This window comes from Kiloniellales bacterium, assembly GCA_030064845.1.
GTDB lineage: Bacteria > Pseudomonadota > Alphaproteobacteria > Kiloniellales > JAKSDN01 > JASJEC01.
The window spans coordinates 22,923-38,553 of the sequence record JASJEC010000071.1; the positions used below are offsets into that span (position 1 = coordinate 22,923).

The 15,631-nt window shown below is 66.1% G+C and carries 12 protein-coding genes; 11 read left to right on the forward strand and 1 reads right to left on the reverse strand.

Features of this window, described 5'->3' with window-relative positions:
• The first annotated feature begins 129 nt into the window (after nucleotides 1–129).
• The 9 genes from QNJ67_19085 to QNJ67_19125 all read left to right on the forward strand — a co-directional run bounded on the left by QNJ67_19085 (nucleotide 130) and on the right by QNJ67_19125 (nucleotide 11,885).
• The gene (locus tag QNJ67_19085) at nucleotides 130–2,019 is read left to right on the forward strand and encodes an ABC transporter ATP-binding protein (protein MDJ0611088.1); all 1,890 of its coding nucleotides are present in this window, start codon (nucleotides 130–132) and stop codon (nucleotides 2,017–2,019) included.
• Nucleotides 2,020–2,172: 153 nt separating this feature from the next.
• Complete coding sequence (locus tag QNJ67_19090; GenBank protein MDJ0611089.1) at nucleotides 2,173–3,447, forward strand: NAD(P)/FAD-dependent oxidoreductase; 1,275 nt, start codon at nucleotides 2,173–2,175, stop codon at nucleotides 3,445–3,447.
• 245 nt (nucleotides 3,448–3,692) lie between these two features.
• On the forward strand, nucleotides 3,693–4,622 hold the full coding sequence (locus QNJ67_19095) for a LysR substrate-binding domain-containing protein (protein ID MDJ0611090.1): 930 nt from the start codon (nucleotides 3,693–3,695) through the stop codon (nucleotides 4,620–4,622).
• A gap of 179 nt (nucleotides 4,623–4,801) precedes the next feature.
• Entirely contained in the window at nucleotides 4,802–5,905 is a 1,104-nt protein-coding gene (locus tag QNJ67_19100; protein MDJ0611091.1) for an ABC transporter ATP-binding protein, read from the forward strand.
• Nucleotides 5,905–6,813 (forward strand): ABC transporter permease, encoded by a 909-nt coding sequence (locus tag QNJ67_19105; GenBank protein ID MDJ0611092.1) that lies wholly within the window; start codon nucleotides 5,905–5,907, stop codon nucleotides 6,811–6,813. Before QNJ67_19100 ends, QNJ67_19105 begins: the two co-directional genes overlap by 1 nt.
• A gap of 290 nt (nucleotides 6,814–7,103) precedes the next feature.
• Complete coding sequence (locus QNJ67_19110) at nucleotides 7,104–7,919, forward strand: ABC transporter permease (protein MDJ0611093.1); 816 nt, start codon at nucleotides 7,104–7,106, stop codon at nucleotides 7,917–7,919.
• 33 nt (nucleotides 7,920–7,952) lie between these two features.
• Entirely contained in the window at nucleotides 7,953–8,990 is a 1,038-nt protein-coding gene (locus QNJ67_19115) for an extracellular solute-binding protein (GenBank protein ID MDJ0611094.1), read from the forward strand.
• A complete protein-coding gene (locus tag QNJ67_19120; protein ID MDJ0611095.1) occupies nucleotides 8,990–9,790 on the forward strand; it encodes a carbon-nitrogen hydrolase family protein in 801 nt (266 codons plus the stop codon). The genes QNJ67_19115 and QNJ67_19120 overlap by 1 nt, the downstream gene beginning before the upstream one ends.
• A gap of 25 nt (nucleotides 9,791–9,815) precedes the next feature.
• Nucleotides 9,816–11,885, forward strand: coding sequence for an NAD(P)-binding protein (locus QNJ67_19125; protein ID MDJ0611096.1), 2,070 nt, complete (start codon nucleotides 9,816–9,818; stop codon nucleotides 11,883–11,885).
• Between the two features lie 57 nt (nucleotides 11,886–11,942).
• Here QNJ67_19125 and QNJ67_19130 read toward each other — a convergent pair whose 3' ends face one another.
• Complete coding sequence (locus QNJ67_19130; GenBank protein MDJ0611097.1) at nucleotides 11,943–12,269, reverse strand: hypothetical protein; 327 nt, start codon at nucleotides 12,267–12,269, stop codon at nucleotides 11,943–11,945.
• Nucleotides 12,270–12,691: 422 nt separating this feature from the next.
• Between QNJ67_19130 and katG the strand changes: the two genes are divergently transcribed.
• A complete protein-coding gene (gene katG, locus QNJ67_19135; protein MDJ0611098.1) occupies nucleotides 12,692–14,851 on the forward strand; it encodes a catalase/peroxidase HPI in 2,160 nt (719 codons plus the stop codon).
• A gap of 321 nt (nucleotides 14,852–15,172) precedes the next feature.
• Complete coding sequence (locus QNJ67_19140; protein ID MDJ0611099.1) at nucleotides 15,173–15,520, forward strand: hypothetical protein; 348 nt, start codon at nucleotides 15,173–15,175, stop codon at nucleotides 15,518–15,520.
• Nucleotides 15,521–15,631: the final 111 nt, after the last annotated feature.

The window sequence follows — 15,631 nt, forward strand, 5'->3', positions numbered from 1 at the left end:
CCGTTTGCCGCGCCCGTTCGGAGAGTCACATGCCCGGTATCACTCGACCAACCCGCTGACCGCCGGCCGCGCACGCATCTGAGCTTGGTCCGGCCGGGATTCGCGTCCCCCTTCGCCTGGACTGAAGCCATGCTCGCCTTCTTCGAGAACCTCATCGACCCCTTTCCCGCCGCCGTGCCGGACAAGCCGCCGCGCCGGCTGTTCGGCTTCATTGCGCACTACACCCGGCCGATTGCGCTCCACCTGGTGCTGGTCGCGCTGACCGCGGCCGCCTTCGGCATCATGGAGGTCGCGCTCTTCGGCTTCCTCGGCAACCTGGTCGATTTCCTCGCGGGCGCCGATCCGGTGACCTTCTGGTCCGATCACTTCTGGTGGCTGCTCGGCGTCGGCCTCCTGGTGCTGGTCGTCATGCCCTGCACCGAGCTGCTGCACGAGGGCCTGACCAACCAGGGCATCATGGGCAACTTCCCCATGCGCATCCGCTGGCTGGCGCACCGTTACGTGCTGCGCCAGTCGATGAGCTTCTTCCAGGAAGACTTCGCCGGGCGGGTCGCGACCAAGGTCATGCAGACCGCGCTGGCGGTGCGCGAGGTGGTGGCGCTGACCACCGAGGTCTTCGTCTATGTCGGGGTCTACTTCCTCGGCGCCCTGGTGCTCTTCGCCCAGAACGACTGGCGCCTGATGGCGCCGCTGGCGCTCTGGGCGTTGGCCTACGCGGCGACCATGCGGTTCTTCATCCCCCGCATGAAGCAGGTCGCCAAGGAACAGGCCGACGCCCGCTCGGACGTGACCGGACGGATCGTCGACTCCTACACCAACATCCAGACGGTCAAGCTCTTCGCCCACGCGGCGCGCGAGGAGGGCTACGTCAGGGACTCCATGACCCCCTTCATGGACACGGTGCACCGGCAGTTCCGCCTGGTCACCTGGCTCAACCTGACGCTCGAGATCCTGAACGGCGCCCTGCTGGTGGCGATCGGACTGATCGGTATCTGGCTGTGGACCGCCGAGGCCGTGACCGCGGGCGCGGTCGCGCTCGCCGTCGGCCTGGTGCTGCGCCTCAAGGGCATGTCCCACTGGGTCATGTGGGAGATGGCCTCGCTATTCGAGAACATCGGCACGGTCCAGGACGGCCTCGAGACCATCGCCAACGAGCACGACCTGGTCGACCGGCCGGCCGCGCCCGCGCTCGCCATCGGGGACGGCGCGATCGCCTTCGAGCACGTGCGCTTCCACTACGGCAAAGAGGGCGGCGTGCTCGACGACCTCTCGCTCTCGATCGCGCCGGGCGAGAAGATCGGCCTGGTCGGCCCCTCGGGGGCCGGCAAGTCGACCGTGGTCAACTTGCTGCTGCGGTTCTACGACACCGAGGCCGGGCAGATCCTGATCGACAGCCAGGACATCGCTGGAGTCACCCAGGAGAGCCTGCGCGCCGCCATCGGCCTGGTCTCCCAGGACACCTCGCTGCTGCACCGCTCGGTGCGCGACAACATCCGCTACGGCCGCCCCGATGCGACCGAGGCCGAGATCATGGCCGCGGTCGAGGCGGCCAAGGCGGCCAGCTTCGTGCCCGACCTGGCGGACCGCGCCGGCCGCAGAGGCCTGGACGCCCACGTCGGCGAGCGCGGGGTCAAGCTCTCGGGCGGCCAGCGCCAGCGCATCGCGATCGCCCGGGTGATCCTGAAGGACGCGCCGATCCTGGTGCTCGACGAAGCAACCTCGGCGCTCGACTCCGAGGTCGAGGCGGCGATCCAGGACTCGCTGACCGGGCTGATGGCCGGCAAGACGGTGATCGCGATTGCTCACCGACTCTCCACCATCGCCGCCATGGACCGGCTGATCGTGATGGACCGCGGCCGCATCGTCGAGCAGGGCGGCCACGAGGAACTGCTGGCGGCCGGCGGCCTCTACGCCCGGCTCTGGGCGCGCCAGTCCGGCGGCTTCCTCGACGCCGGCCCGGGCGAGCAGGGCCGGGTCGGCCTGGCGCCGGCGCTTCCCGATCAGGCGGTCGCGGAGTAGGCAGAGACTGAACTGGCCGGCGGGGACGGAAAGGCCTGCGCGGACCGCTATTGCTTCGGCGTTTCCTAATCGAGGCTGCGGAAACCACTGCTTGATCCGAACCCAGCCGCCGAAGACAGTGTGGTGCTTTGAGTGCCGGAAGAGGACCAGGAAATGGCGGTTGAGAGAATAGAGACGCTCGTCGTCGGGGGCGGCCAGGCGGGCTTGGCCATGAGCGAGCACCTGAGCGGCCAGGGCGTGCCGCACCTGGTTCTGGAGCGGCACCGGATCGCCGAGCGCTGGCGCTCGGAAAGATGGGATTCCCTGGTCGCCAACGGTCCGGCCTGGCACGACCGCTTCCCGGGCATGGAGTTCCCCGAAATCGGTCCCGACGCCTTCGCCACCAAGGAGATGGTCGCGGACTACTTCGTGGCCTACGCGGAGAAGATCGGCGCCCCCATCCGCTGCGGCGTCGAGGTAAGAGAGGTCCGCAGGAACGCCGGCCGGCCCGGCTTCCGTGTGGAGACCTCGGAGGGCGTGATCGAAGCCAACCACGTGGTCGCCGCGACCGGGCCTTTCCAGCGGCCGCTCGTCCCGCCCGTCGTTCCCGACGACGCGGGGATCATGCAAATTCATTCCAACGCCTACCGCAATCCCGGCCAGCTGCCCGAAGGCGCGGTGCTGGTGGTCGGCGCGGGGTCTTCCGGCGTGCAGATCGCGGACGAGCTCCTGGGCGCGGGAAAGCGGGTCATCCTCTCGGTCGGCCCCCACGACCGTCCCCCCAGAAGCTACCGCGGGCGTGACTTCGTCTGGTGGCTGGGGGTCCTCGGCAAGTGGGACGCCGCGGCCCTCGAGCGGGGCACGGCCCACGTCACAATCTCGGTCAGCGGCGCCCACGGCGGCCACACCGTCGACTTCCGGCGCCTCGCCCAACGGGGCATGACGCTCGCCGGCATGACGCAGAAGTTCGCCGACGGCGTGATGCACTTCGCGCCGGACCTCGCGGACAATCTCGCTCGCGGGGACGCCAACTACCTGTCGATGCTGGACGAGGCCGACGCCTACATCGCCCGCAACGGTCTCGACCTTCCCGAGGAGCCCGAGGCCCGCAAGATCGATCCCGACCCGGACTGCGTCAGCGACCCGGTCCTCGATCTGGACTTGGCAGCGGCCGGCGTCACCTCGATCATCTGGGCGACGGGCTACGCCCTCGATTTCAGCTGGCTCAAGGTCGACGTCTTCGACGAAGCCGGCAAGCCGAAGCATCACCGCGGTGTCTCGCCCGAGCCGGGGATCTATTTCCTCGGCCTGCCGTGGCTGTCGCGGCGGGGCTCCTCCTTCATCTGGGGCGTCTGGCACGACGCCAAGTACCTGGCCGACCATATCGCCACGCAGCGCGCCTACCTCGCCTACCGTGGTGCCGAGCAACGGGTGGCGGAACCCGCCTAGCCGGCTGAGAAAGCCTGCGGCCCTTGACGACGGTCATTCTTCGACATGGGGCGCAGCCCGGCGCTTCGCGCGGATGAGGGTAAGTGCTTCAAGCACCTCGCCCTCACCCTGAGCTTGTCGAAGGGTGATGGTGCCAACTAAGCACGAACCCGGTGAACCTGCTCCAAAACTACAATCCAGAGCGGATTCACGCGCTAGACTGGGACCCAGGCCCGATCCCAGCTCAACGCGAAACGCTCCAGCCGATGCCCATCCGCTTCACCTTCCGCCAACTGGAGTACTTCGTCGCGGTGGGCGCCTACGGCAGCATCGCGGCCGCCTCGGAGCGGATCAACGTCTCGCCGCCTTCCATCTCCACGGCGATTTCGCAGCTGGAGGCGGAATTCGGGGTCGAGCTCTTCGTCCGCCAGCACGCCCAGGGCCTGACGCTGACGCCGGGCGGCCGGCGCTTCTTTACGGCCGCCAAGTCCCTGCTGGAGGGCGCCGGCGCGCTGCACGACATCGCCAGCGACATCTCGGAGCAGGTGCGCGGCCCAATCACGGTCGGCGGCCTAGTGACCGTCGCCCCCTTCGTGCTGCCGGAGCTGCGCCGCGGCTTCCAGCAAAGCAACCCGGAGGCCGACTTCCGCCAGGAGGAAGCCCATCCGGCCGAGCTCATCCTCATGCTCAGGCGCGCCGACATCGACGTCGCCATAACCTACGACCTGGAGATGCCGCAGGACGTCGATTTCGAGCCCCTGCTGGAGCTGCCGCCCCACGCCCTCTTCTCTCCGGATCATCCCCTGGCCGGGCGGAAATCGGTCACCCTGAAGGCGCTGGCCAAGCTGCCGATGATCCTTCTCGATCTGCCGCTCAGCCGCGAATACTTCCTGTCGCTGTTCCAGGCGCAGGGATTGCGGCCCCTGATCGCGGAGCGGACGCCTCATCTGCCGATGGTGCGCTCCCTGGTCGCCAACGGCTTCGGCTACGGTCTCTTGAACGTACCCAGCATGAACAGCCGGGCGCCCGACGGGAAGCCGATCAGCTATGTCAGGGTCTCGGGCGATCTCCGCCCCATGAGGCTCGGCCTGATGACCATGCGCGCGGACAGGAAGTCGCGGATCCTGACGGCTTTCGAGGAGCATTGCCGCGCCCGGATCACCCCCGGGAAGACCCCCGGGATGACGCCGTTCTAGCGACGAACCCGCGCGGTTCAGTAGGGACACCCGGCCGCGGCCCGGGAGGCCCGCCGGCATCGGAGTTTCCGAACCAAGGATGAATGAGTTTATGGTTTCCAATGAAAGGGTTTTCGCCGAAGATCAAAGGCCAAGAACAACTTACCAATAATTATTGAACATGGAGGGGTATGTGGGACGTGACAGAAGACGATCATAAGATCGCCATCGACGTACAAAGCGTCGTCAAGCAATACGGAGAGGGTGAGCACGCGGTTACTGCACTGACCGAAGTATCGATCGATATTCGGGATAACGAGTTTTTCACCCTGCTCGGCCCCTCGGGCTGCGGAAAGACCACGCTCCTGCGCATGATCGCCGGCTTCGAGTCGGTGACGGCAGGCGTGATCCTGCTCTACGGCGACGAGATCGAGAACTTGCCGGCGAACAAGCGCCCGGTGAACACCGTCTTCCAGCAGTACGCCCTCTTCCCCCACATGACGGTGCTGGAGAACGTCGGCTTCGGGCTGCGCAGGCTGGGCAAGAGCAAGGCCGAGACCGAGCAGCGCGCCCGGCAGATGCTCGATCTCGTCCAGCTCGGGGACTTCAGCGACCGCCGGCCGGCCCAGCTCTCCGGCGGCCAGCAGCAGCGCGTGGCGCTGGCCCGGGCGCTCGCGCCCTCGCCCAAGGTGCTGCTGCTCGACGAGCCGCTCTCGGCGCTGGACCTCAAGCTGCGTCAGGCCATGCGGGTCGAGCTCAAGCAGCTGCAGCGGGAAACCGGCATCACCTTCGTGTTCGTGACCCACGATCAGGAGGAGGCGCTGACCATGTCGGACCGGATCGCGGTGATGTCGGCCGGCGAGATCCAGCAGATCGGCACCGCCCACGAGATCTACGAGCGGCCGATCAACCGCTTCGTGGCCGACTTCATCGGCGAGACCAACCTGATCGACGTCACGGTCGAGCAGGTGAATGGCGAGAGCTGTCTCTGCCGGCTCGCCAGCGGCGCGGCGATCGAGGCCGTGGGTCCGGGCGTGGCGGTCGGGCACTCGGCCGGCCACGTCTCGATCCGCCCGGAGCGGGTGTCGCTCGCCCCGGCCGGCGACGGCGCGGCCGGCTTGGTCGGCGTGGTCGAGCACCAGGTCTACCTCGGCACAGACACCCAGTATCTCGTGCGCCTGGACGATGGGACCATGATCACCGCCCGGACCCAGAACGCCCACAAGGTGCGGGTCGACGTCAGCACCGGGGAGCGCGCGGCCCTGTCGATTGACGACGGCGCCGCGCGCCTGCTGGTCGACTGATGGCGGGCGGGGCCGGCGGCGGGCGCGCGGTATCGCGCACCTATCAGCCAGTCAAGACCTGGCTGCTCCTGCCCTCGTGGCTGGTGATCGGCATCTTCCTGCTGATGCCGATGCTGATCATGCTGGTCTACTCCTTCCTGACCAAGGAGTTCCGCGGCGGCGTGATCTGGGAGTTCTCCCTCGCCGCCTACGACCAGTTCATCTTCGACCGCGGGCTGTTCGGCGACGAGCCGCCGGTGATCGAGTGGACCTACATCACCATCATCGCGCGCTCGGTGATTCAGGCGGCGGTCGCCACGGTCGTCTGCCTGCTGATCGGCTTTCCGACCGCCTTCTTCATCGCGACCCGGCCGGCGAACACCCGGAACATCTGGCTGTTCCTGGTCACCGTGCCCTATTGGGTCAACCTGCTGATCCGCACCGTCTCCATGAAGTTCCTGATCCGCGACAACGGTCCGCTGAACGAGGGCCTGCTCGGCCTGGGCCTGATATCGGAGCCGCTGCCCCTGGTGAACACGGATCTCGCGGTCCAGCTCGGCCTGTTCTACTCCTACCTGCCGTTCATGGTCCTGCCGATCTACGCCTCGGTCGAGCGCTACAACTTCGCCCTGTCCGAGGCCGCGGCCGACCTCTACGCCGACCGCTGGACGATCCTGTGGCAGGTCCTGATTCCGGTCGTGATGCCGGGCATCGTCGCCGGCTGCATCCTGGTCTTCGTGCCCTCCCTGGGCGCGTTCCTGGCGCCCGACCTGCTCGGCGGCGCGAAGAACTGGATGATCGGCTCGCTGATCGAGGACCAGTTCAAGGGGGCCGCCGGAAACTGGCCCTTCGGCGCCGCGGCCTCGATGATCCTGCTGACCATGGTCCTGCTGGTGCTGTTCTTCTACGCCCGGCGGCAGGCGCGTTAGTACCCACTATCAGAGTTAGGTGTGTTGCATGACGAGCTATCAAGACTTTCGGTTAGGAGCGCGGTTCGCCATGATGCGGACCATCACAAGGGCCGCGCGACCCCCATTAGTCTCAACGGGCCCGAAAGCCTTGATAGCTCGCCCGCAGGGTTGCCGAGGCGCCCGCCCGACGTCGTCAGCGGCGCTCACCGATGCTTCGGCATCGCTTTCGCTCCCCTTCCTAGCCGGGCGACCGCCTCGACAATCAGGCGACGCACCTAACTCTGATAGTGGGTACTAGGAGAGCCCGGATGTCACTCAGCGGCAACGTCAAACGCTACCCGGGCTTCCTCACGATCGCGCTGATCTGTCTCCTGATCCTCTATGCGCCCCTGATCGTGGTCATGGTCTACAGCTTCAACGACTCGCTCTCGATCACCAAGTGGGGCGGGTTCAGCTTCCGCTGGTACGCGGAAATCTTTTACGGCGCCGAGTCCGCGATCTTCCACCAGGCCGCCTGGAACTCCGTGACCATCGCCCTCTCGGCCGCGACCGCCTCGACGATCATCGCCACCGCCGCGGCGGTCGGCATGGTGCGCGGCGGCACCTTCCGCGGGAAACCCATGAGCTTCGCCCTGATCTCCATGCCGATCATGGTGCCCGAGATCGTCACCGCCGTGGCCACGCTGATCTTCTTCAGCGTGATCGGCTTCACGCTGGGCTACTTCTCGATCCTGGTCGCGCACATCGTGTTCTGCATCCCCTTCGCCTATCTGCCGATCTCGGCGCGCCTCGAGGGGATCGAGGGGATCTACGATGAGGCGGCCCAGGACCTCTACGCCAGCCGGATGGAGGCCTTCCTCACCGTGCTGGCGCCGCTCATGGCGCCCGGCATCCTGTCCGGCTTCCTGCTGGCCTTCATCATCTCGCTGGACGATTTCATCATCACCAACTTCATCAAGGGCGCCGGCGTCGAGACCCTGCCGACCGCGATCTTCGGCGCGGTCAAGCAGGGCATCAAACCCAACATCATGGCGCTTTCGACCCTGATGCTCGCCGTCTCGATCCTTCTGGTGACGGCGAGCTATCTGATCGGACGGATGGGGAGAAGCAACGAAACCAAGTGACCCGGACGGGTCACGGCAACAGAGGAGGATATGATGAAAACCTTGCTGAGACTGGGCGCCGCGGCGCTGGCGCTGACCCTGTCGACGGGTCTCGCGCAGGCCGAGGGGAAGCTCTCGGTCTATCACTGGTTCGAGTACATCCCACAGGAGCTGCTGGACAAGTTCGCCGCCGAGCACGGGGTCGAGGTGACCATGGACACCTACGATTCCAACGAGGCGCTGCTGGCCTCGCTCAAGGCCGGCAAGCTGGGCGCCTACGACGTCGCCGTGCCGGGCGACTACATGGTCAAGATCCTCGCCAGCGAGGGCATGCTCGACACGATCGCCGAGGGCGAGCTGGCCAACCGGGGCAACATCGAAGAGCAGTGGCTGAACGTCGACTTCGACAACGGCCGCAAGCACTCGATCCCCTATCAGTGGGGCTCGACCAGCTTCATGGTGAACCGTGACGCCTACAAGGGCGACATCCGCACCACCGACATCATCTTCAACCCGCCGGACGAGCTGAAGGGCAAGATCAACGTGCTCGACAGCCAGGGAGAGCTGCTGACCCTGGCCTCGATCCACCTGGGCATCCCGCAGTGCTCGAGCGATCGCGCCCAGCTCAAGGAGTTGGACCAGCTGGTGCAGTCGGCCAAGCCGCACTGGGCCTCGTTCAACTCGGACGGCGCCAAGGACGTGCTGGTCTCCGGCGACGTGGCGGTCGGCATGATCTGGAACGGTTTCGGCGCCAAGGCGCGCAACGAGGGCGCGCCGGTCGAGTACGCCTATCCCAAGCAGGGCTACATCATCTGGATGGACAACGTGGTGCTGCTCAAGGATGCGCCGAACCGCGAGAACGCGCTCAAGTTCATGGACTTCCTGCTGGAGCCCGAGAACATCGCCGCGGTCACCAACTACGCGCAGTACACCGCGGGCGTGAAGGACGTGACGCCCTTCCTGGACGCCGCGCTGCAGACCTCGCCCGAGCAGAACCCGCCCGACGACGCGCCGGCCGGCTCCTTCGTGGAGGTCTGCGACGAGAAGACGCAAAAGGTCTATGACCAGATCTGGACGCGCCTGAAGAAGTAATGCGTCTGGCGCTCTACCAGGGGCCGTCGCCGGCCGGCGACGTGGCGGCGGCCTTCGAGGCGGTGGAGAGCGCGCTTTCCGCCGCCTCGGCGATGAACGCGGACATCGCGGTTTTCCCGGAGATCTTCCTCCCGGGATACAACGTGCCGGCGCCGGAGGCCCAGCCGCTGGACGGCGGCTGGGTCGGGCGCCTGAGAGCGGCGGCGCGGGATGCCGGCGTCGCCCTCGTCATCGGCATGGCCGAAAGGGCCGGCGGCGTCACCTACAACAGCGCCGTGGCCATCGGCCCGGACGGCGGTCTCCTGGCCAACTACCGCAAGCTGCAGCTCTTCGGGGCGCGGGAGAAGTCCCTCTACGCGCCGGGAGACGCCTACGTCGTCTTCCCCTTCCGGAACCGCCGCATCGGCCTCCTGATCTGCTACGACATCGAGTTCCCGGAGCACCTCAGGGCGATCGCCCGCCACGGCGCCGATCTCGTCCTGGTGCCGACGGCGAACATGCCGCCGTTCGACAACGTGAACCGGATTACCATCGCGGCGCGCGCCCTGGACCACGGCGTGACGCTGGCCTACTGCAACTACTGCGGCGTCGAGGGCGACCTGACCTATGTCGGTCGCAGCGTGATCGCCGGCCCCGACGGCGAGCCGATCGCCCTGGCCGGCCCCGAGACCACGTTGCTGATCGCGGATGTGCCGGAGCCGATGGCGGTCGAGCGCCCGACGCTCACCAACACCCTCGAAGACCTTCGCGCAATCGAGAAGCTCGGAGACGGAAGCGCCTCCCTGCCGACCGAGAGCTGAACGCGGAAAAACGAAAGGACGTCTCGTGCCTCGCGATCCCCGTTACGACATCCTGTTCGAGCCCGTGGAGATCGGACCGGTCACGGCCAGGAATCGCTTCTATCAGGTGCCGCACTGCAACGGCGGCGGCTACCGCGACCCCTCCGCCGCAGCCGAGATGCGCAGGGTCAAGGCCGAGGGTGGCTGGGGCGTGGTCTTCACCGAGCAGTGCGAAATGCACCACACGTCCGAGATTACGCCCTTCATCGAGCTCCGGCTCTGGGAGGACCAGGACATCCCGGGCATCGCCCGGATGGCCGAGAAGATGAAGGAGCACGGGGCGCTGGCCGGCATCCAGCTGGCCTACTCTGGGATCAACGGCCCGAACCTCTACACGCGCGAGGTGCCGCTGGCGCCCACGGCGCTGCCGATCCGCACCTTCACCAACGACCCGGTCCATGCGCGCGCCATGGACAAGGAGGACATCCGCGATCTGCGGCGCTGGTTCGTGAACGCGGCCAAGCGCTCGCGAACCGCCGGCTTCGACCTGATCTGCCTCTACGGGGCGCACGGCTTCGGGATCTTCCAGCACTTCCTCTCGCGCGCCACCAATCAGCGCAACGACGAATACGGCGGCAGCCTCGAGAACCGCTCGCGCTTCGCCCGCGAATGCGTCGCCGACCTGCGCGACGCGGTGGGCGACACCATGGGCCTGACCCTGCGGGTCTCGCTGGACGAGACCATCGGGGATCTGGGCTTCTCGAACGCCGAGGTCCGCGACTTCATCGAGATGCACCGCGACCTTCCCGACCTCTGGGATCTGGCCCACGGCACATGGGAAGAATGCTCCGGCCCCTCGCGCTTCAAGGAGGAGGCCGCGCAGGAAGCCCTGGTGCGCGGCATCCGGGAACTGACCGACAAGCCCGTCGTCGGGGTCGGGCGCTTCACCTCGCCGGATACCATGGTCAAGCAGCTCCGGTCCGGTCTGCTCGACCTGATCGGTTGCGCGCGCCCCTCTATCGCCGACCCCTTCCTGCCGAGGAAGATCGAGGAAGGCCGGGTCGAGGACATTCGCGAGTGCATCGGCTGCAACATCTGCATCACCGGCGACATGACCATGTCGATCTCGCGCTGCACCCAGAATCCGACCTTCATGGAGGAGTGGCGCAAGGGCTGGCACCCGGAGCGCATGAACCCGCAGGGCGACTCCGAGAGCGTTCTGGTGGTTGGCGCGGGTCCCGCCGGCATGGAGGCGGCCCGGGCGCTGGGCCTGCGCGGCTATCAGGTGGCACTGGCCGAGATCGGCACGGAGCTCGGCGGCCGGGTCCGGCGCGAGGCCAAGCTGCCGGGCCTGTCGAAATGGGGCCGCGTCCAGGACTACCGCCAGTACCAGCTCAGCCAGATGCCCAATGTGGAGGTCTACTTCGACAGCGAGCTGGGCGCCGACGAGATTCTGGAATTCGGCTTCGAGCACGTCGCCATCGCCACGGGGTCGCGCTGGCGCCGCGATGGTGTGGCGCGCCATCACGTGGTGCCGATGCCGGTCGCCTCCGGCGTCGATGTCTACACGCCCGACGACCTGATGGACGGCCGCCTGCCCTCCGGCCGGGTCGTCCTCTTCGACGACGACCACTACTACATGGGCGGGGTCCTTGCCGAGCTCCTGGTTCAGAACGGCGCCGCTGTCACGCTCGTCACGCCGGCCGCCTTCGTCTCTGAGTGGTCGCAGAACACGCTGGAACAGGCCGAGATCCACAAGCGACTGGCGGAGATGGGCGTCGAGATCGTGCTCAACCGAAGCGTCGACGAGATCCTCACCGGCGCTGTCCGGACCTCTTGCGTCTATTCCGGCCGGCCCGCCGAGATCGAGAGTGACGCCGTCGTTTTCGTCACCTGCCGGGCGCCCGTCGATCAGGTCTGGCAGGACCTCAAGGCGCGCCGCCCGGCGTGGCGGGATCACGGCATCCGCTCGATCAAGGCGATCGGCGATGCCGAAGCGCCCGGCCCCATCGCCTGGGCCACCTATGCCGGCCACCGCTTCGCCCGCGAACTGGACGGGCCGGAGATCGGCGACGCCCTGCCGTTCCGCCGCGAAGTCACCCATCTCGCCCCTTGAGGATCGACAGCGACACTGACCGAGCGGACCGGGACCAGATCGTTAGCGCCCGAAGCGCTACTGCCCGATTTCGTACCCCTTGTCCCGCAGGCAGTCGTCGAAGGCCTCGTTGTAGGCGCTCTGCTCCACCGAGAGGCCGTACTCAACCGACATCCAGGCGCCGAGGGCGCCGGTCATCAACGCGAAGGTCTCCGCCTCATCCGACACCTCGGCAAGGGCGCGACTGGCCGCGGCGCGCGCCTGCGCGTCGCAGTAGTCATAGTCTGCTCCTTCAACGCTGACCGAAGGCGTGTAAGAGAAGCGGTCCTCCCCCGTACGCGCCATCGCACAAGCGCCGAGCAGCAGCAGGGACAGGCTGGCCGATATGATGATCCTTGCATCCAAGGAGGGTTCCTCCGCGCGTGCCGAGGTCGCCGCGACCCATGCCTGTCGTCCTCCAGGCTCCATCCCATTGCGCGAGCAGGCCGGGCGCCTGCTGACCAGCGGGAGAATGAGACGGACCACCGCCGCGACGCTATGCTTCAGATCAACGAGAGGTTTTCGCCGGGATGAAGCCAGGCCCCTTGCTGCAGAACCCGATAGCCGGACCCGCAACGTCGCGGGGCTGAATCCGAAGGTTAACGCCCCCGGATCGGCCCGGCGAACTTCTCCCGGATCAAATGGCTCCTACTTTTCGTGTGAATCAGCTTGACGCAGGTGGATGCCATAGCAGAATGTCTTTTTAGAACGATTCTAATTCCAGTCCCCTTGGCACAAGAAGGCGATCCACGCAGAGCGGGTGAGCCTATCCACGATCGGAGGAAATCATGGACGCGAAAGTAGAAGGCAGGTGCCCGGTAATGCACGGCGGGAATACGGCCATCGGCAGTGATGTCATGGAGTGGTGGCCGAACGCCCTCAACCTCGACATCCTGCATCAGCACGACACCAAGACCGATCCGCTGGGCAAGGAGTTCAACTATCGCGAAGAGGTCAAGAAGCTGGACTTCGACGCGCTCAACAAGGACCTCCACGCCTTGATGACCGACAGCCAGGACTGGTGGCCTGCCGACTGGGGCCATTACGGCGGCCTGATGATCCGCATGGCCTGGCACGCCGCCGGGTCGTACCGGGTCGCGGATGGCCGCGGCGGCGCCGGCACCGGCAACCAGCGCTTCGCACCGCTCGACTCCTGGCCGGACAACACCAGCCTCGACAAGGCCCGCCGGCTCTTGTGGCCGATCAAGAAGAAGTACGGCAACAAGATCTCCTGGGCCGATCTCATGATTCTGGCCGGCAACATCGCCTACGAATCGATGGGTCTTAAGACCTTCGGCTTCGGCTTCGGCCGGGCGGATATCTGGCACCCCGAGAAGGACATCTATTGGGGATCGGAGAAGGAGTGGCTCGCCAAGGACCGCTACACCGACGCCAACGACGAGACCTCACTCGTCAATCCCCTCGCGGCGGTGCAGATGGGCCTGATCTACGTCAATCCGGAAGGCGTCAACGGCAAGCCGGATCCGATGAAGACGGCGGAGGCGGTTCGCGAAACTTTCGCGCGCATGGCGATGAACGACGAGGAAACCGCCGCCCTGACCGCCGGCGGTCACACGGTGGGCAAGACCCACGGCAACGGCGATGCGAGCCTTCTGGGCCCGGATCCGGAAGGAGCGCCCCTCGAGCAGCAGGGACTCGGCTGGCATAATCCGAACAAGTCGGGCAAGGGGCGCTACGCCGTCACCAGCGGCCTCGAAGGCGCCTGGACGACCCATCCGACCAAGTTCGACATGGGCTATTTCGACATGCTGCTCGATCACGAGTGGGAGATTGGGACGAGCCCCGCCGGCGCCCGGCAGTGGCAGCCGGTCGAGATCGCCGAAGAGGATATGCCGGTCGACGTCGAGGACCCCTCGATTCGCTGCATGCCGATCATGACCGATGCCGACATGGCGATGAAGATGGACCCGATCTATCGCGAAATCATGGAGAAGTTCCGCGCGGATCCCGATTACTTCAAGGACACCTTCGCGCGGGCCTGGTTCAAGCTCACGCACCGGGACATGGGGCCGAAGGTGCGCTACGTCGGTCCCGACGTTCCCGAGGAAGACCTGATCTGGCAGGACCCGGTGCCGGCCGGCTCGACCGACTATGACGTGGATGCCGCCAAGGCGAAGATCGCGGCGAGCGGTCTTTCGATCGGCGATATGGTCGCGACCGCCTGGGACAGCGCCCGCACGTTCCGCGGTTCGGATATGCGTGGCGGCGCCAACGGCGCGCGCCTCCGGCTGGCCCCGCAGAACGACTGGGAAGGCAACGAGCCCGAGCGTCTCGCCAAGGTCCTGGCCGTGCTCGAGCCCATCGCGGCCGAGACCGGCGCCAGCGTGGCGGACATGATCGTCCTGGCCGGTAATGTCGGCATCGAGCAGGCGGCCAAGGCCGCGGGCTTCGACGTCGATGTGCCTTTCGCACCGGGGCGCGGCGATGCCACCGACGAGATAACCGATGCCGGGTCCTTCGAGCCGCTGGAACCCTTGGCCGACGGCTACCGCAACTGGCTTAAGGAGGACTATGTCGTAACCGCCGAGGAGCTGATGCTCGACCACACGCAGCTCCTGGGGCTGACGGCCCCCGAGATGACCGTGCTTATCGGCGGCATGCGCGTTCTCGGCACCAACCACGGCGGCACCGGCCACGGCGTGTTCACCGATCGCGAAGGCGTCTTGACCAACGACTTCTTCGTGAACCTGACGGACATGCAGTATGCGTGGACGCCGAGCGCCGACAACCTTTACGAGGTCCGCGATCGCAAGACGGACGAGATCAGGTGGACCGCGACCCGTGCTGACCTCGTCTTCGGGTCCAATTCGATCCTCCGGGCCTATGCCGAGGTCTATGCTCAGGACGACAGCAAGGAAAAGTTCGTGCAGGACTTTGTTGCGGCCTGGACGAAGGTCATGAACGCGGACCGCTTCGACCTCGCCTGATCCCGGCAAGAACCCCCGGGCGTAGCTGGAGACAGCTGCGCCCGGGCGTCGCCGAAGCCGTGTATTGTGTTTTTGAATTGATTGCCATATTTCCGGCAAGCAGAGTGCTTCGAAATACCGCTTGGCAATTATTCCCATGAAAAGAATTGTGGGAACATTGTAACGGCGCTGATTTTACCATTTGTTTTTTCGGATTTTTAGGTCTGTTGCTTCAACGTAATCCCAGTCCGTCGGTCCTCGGCCGTCCACTTCACTTGCCAGAACCGATCGGCGACAAGAACAGAGGCGTAGGCAAGCGCTCCCACGACACGAGGTGATGCGATGCCACGGGACTTCTGGAACGCACTGATCGAACCCTTCAAACAGCTGTTCGCTCAGCCCGAACAGGCGGAGGAAAGGGAGCCTGTCGTCAGGGCCGCCAGGAGCGAGACTGTCACGAGAGAGCGCCGCCGGCAGGCCAAGGGCATCAGGGCCTGCGAGATCGAGTTCGGCGACAGCGCCGTCAACGGCATGGTTCTGAAGCTGTCCCATAGCGGCGCAGACGTCCGGTTGCCCCTGCACCTCAAAGATCTGCCGGATTGCTTCACCTTGAAGATCGCACCGAGCGAAAAATACGACTGCCGGATTCTCTGGAGACAAGGCGACAAGGTGAAGGTGTCGTTCGTCTAGAGCGGATCATGTTTAGGTGGAACCACTTGGTGGTTGCCACCTAAATATGTGAATCCGCTCTACAGCATAAGTTTAGAGCAGATTCACCGGGTTTGATGGATCGCCTCCGGC

Coding starts and splice junctions, on each gene's coding strand:
- QNJ67_19085 (MDJ0611088.1), top strand. CDS start 130: ATGCTCGCCTTCTTCGAGAACCTCATCGACCCCTTTCCCGCCGCCGTG.
- QNJ67_19090 (MDJ0611089.1), top strand. CDS start 2,173: ATGGCGGTTGAGAGAATAGAGACGCTCGTCGTCGGGGGCGGCCAGGCG.
- QNJ67_19095 (MDJ0611090.1), top strand. CDS start 3,693: ATGCCCATCCGCTTCACCTTCCGCCAACTGGAGTACTTCGTCGCGGTG.
- QNJ67_19105 (MDJ0611092.1), top strand. CDS start 5,905: ATGGCGGGCGGGGCCGGCGGCGGGCGCGCGGTATCGCGCACCTATCAG.
- QNJ67_19110 (MDJ0611093.1), top strand. CDS start 7,104: ATGTCACTCAGCGGCAACGTCAAACGCTACCCGGGCTTCCTCACGATC.
- QNJ67_19115 (MDJ0611094.1), top strand. CDS start 7,953: ATGAAAACCTTGCTGAGACTGGGCGCCGCGGCGCTGGCGCTGACCCTG.
- QNJ67_19120 (MDJ0611095.1), top strand. CDS start 8,990: ATGCGTCTGGCGCTCTACCAGGGGCCGTCGCCGGCCGGCGACGTGGCG.
- katG (MDJ0611098.1), top strand. CDS start 12,692: ATGGACGCGAAAGTAGAAGGCAGGTGCCCGGTAATGCACGGCGGGAAT.
- QNJ67_19140 (MDJ0611099.1), top strand. CDS start 15,173: ATGCCACGGGACTTCTGGAACGCACTGATCGAACCCTTCAAACAGCTG.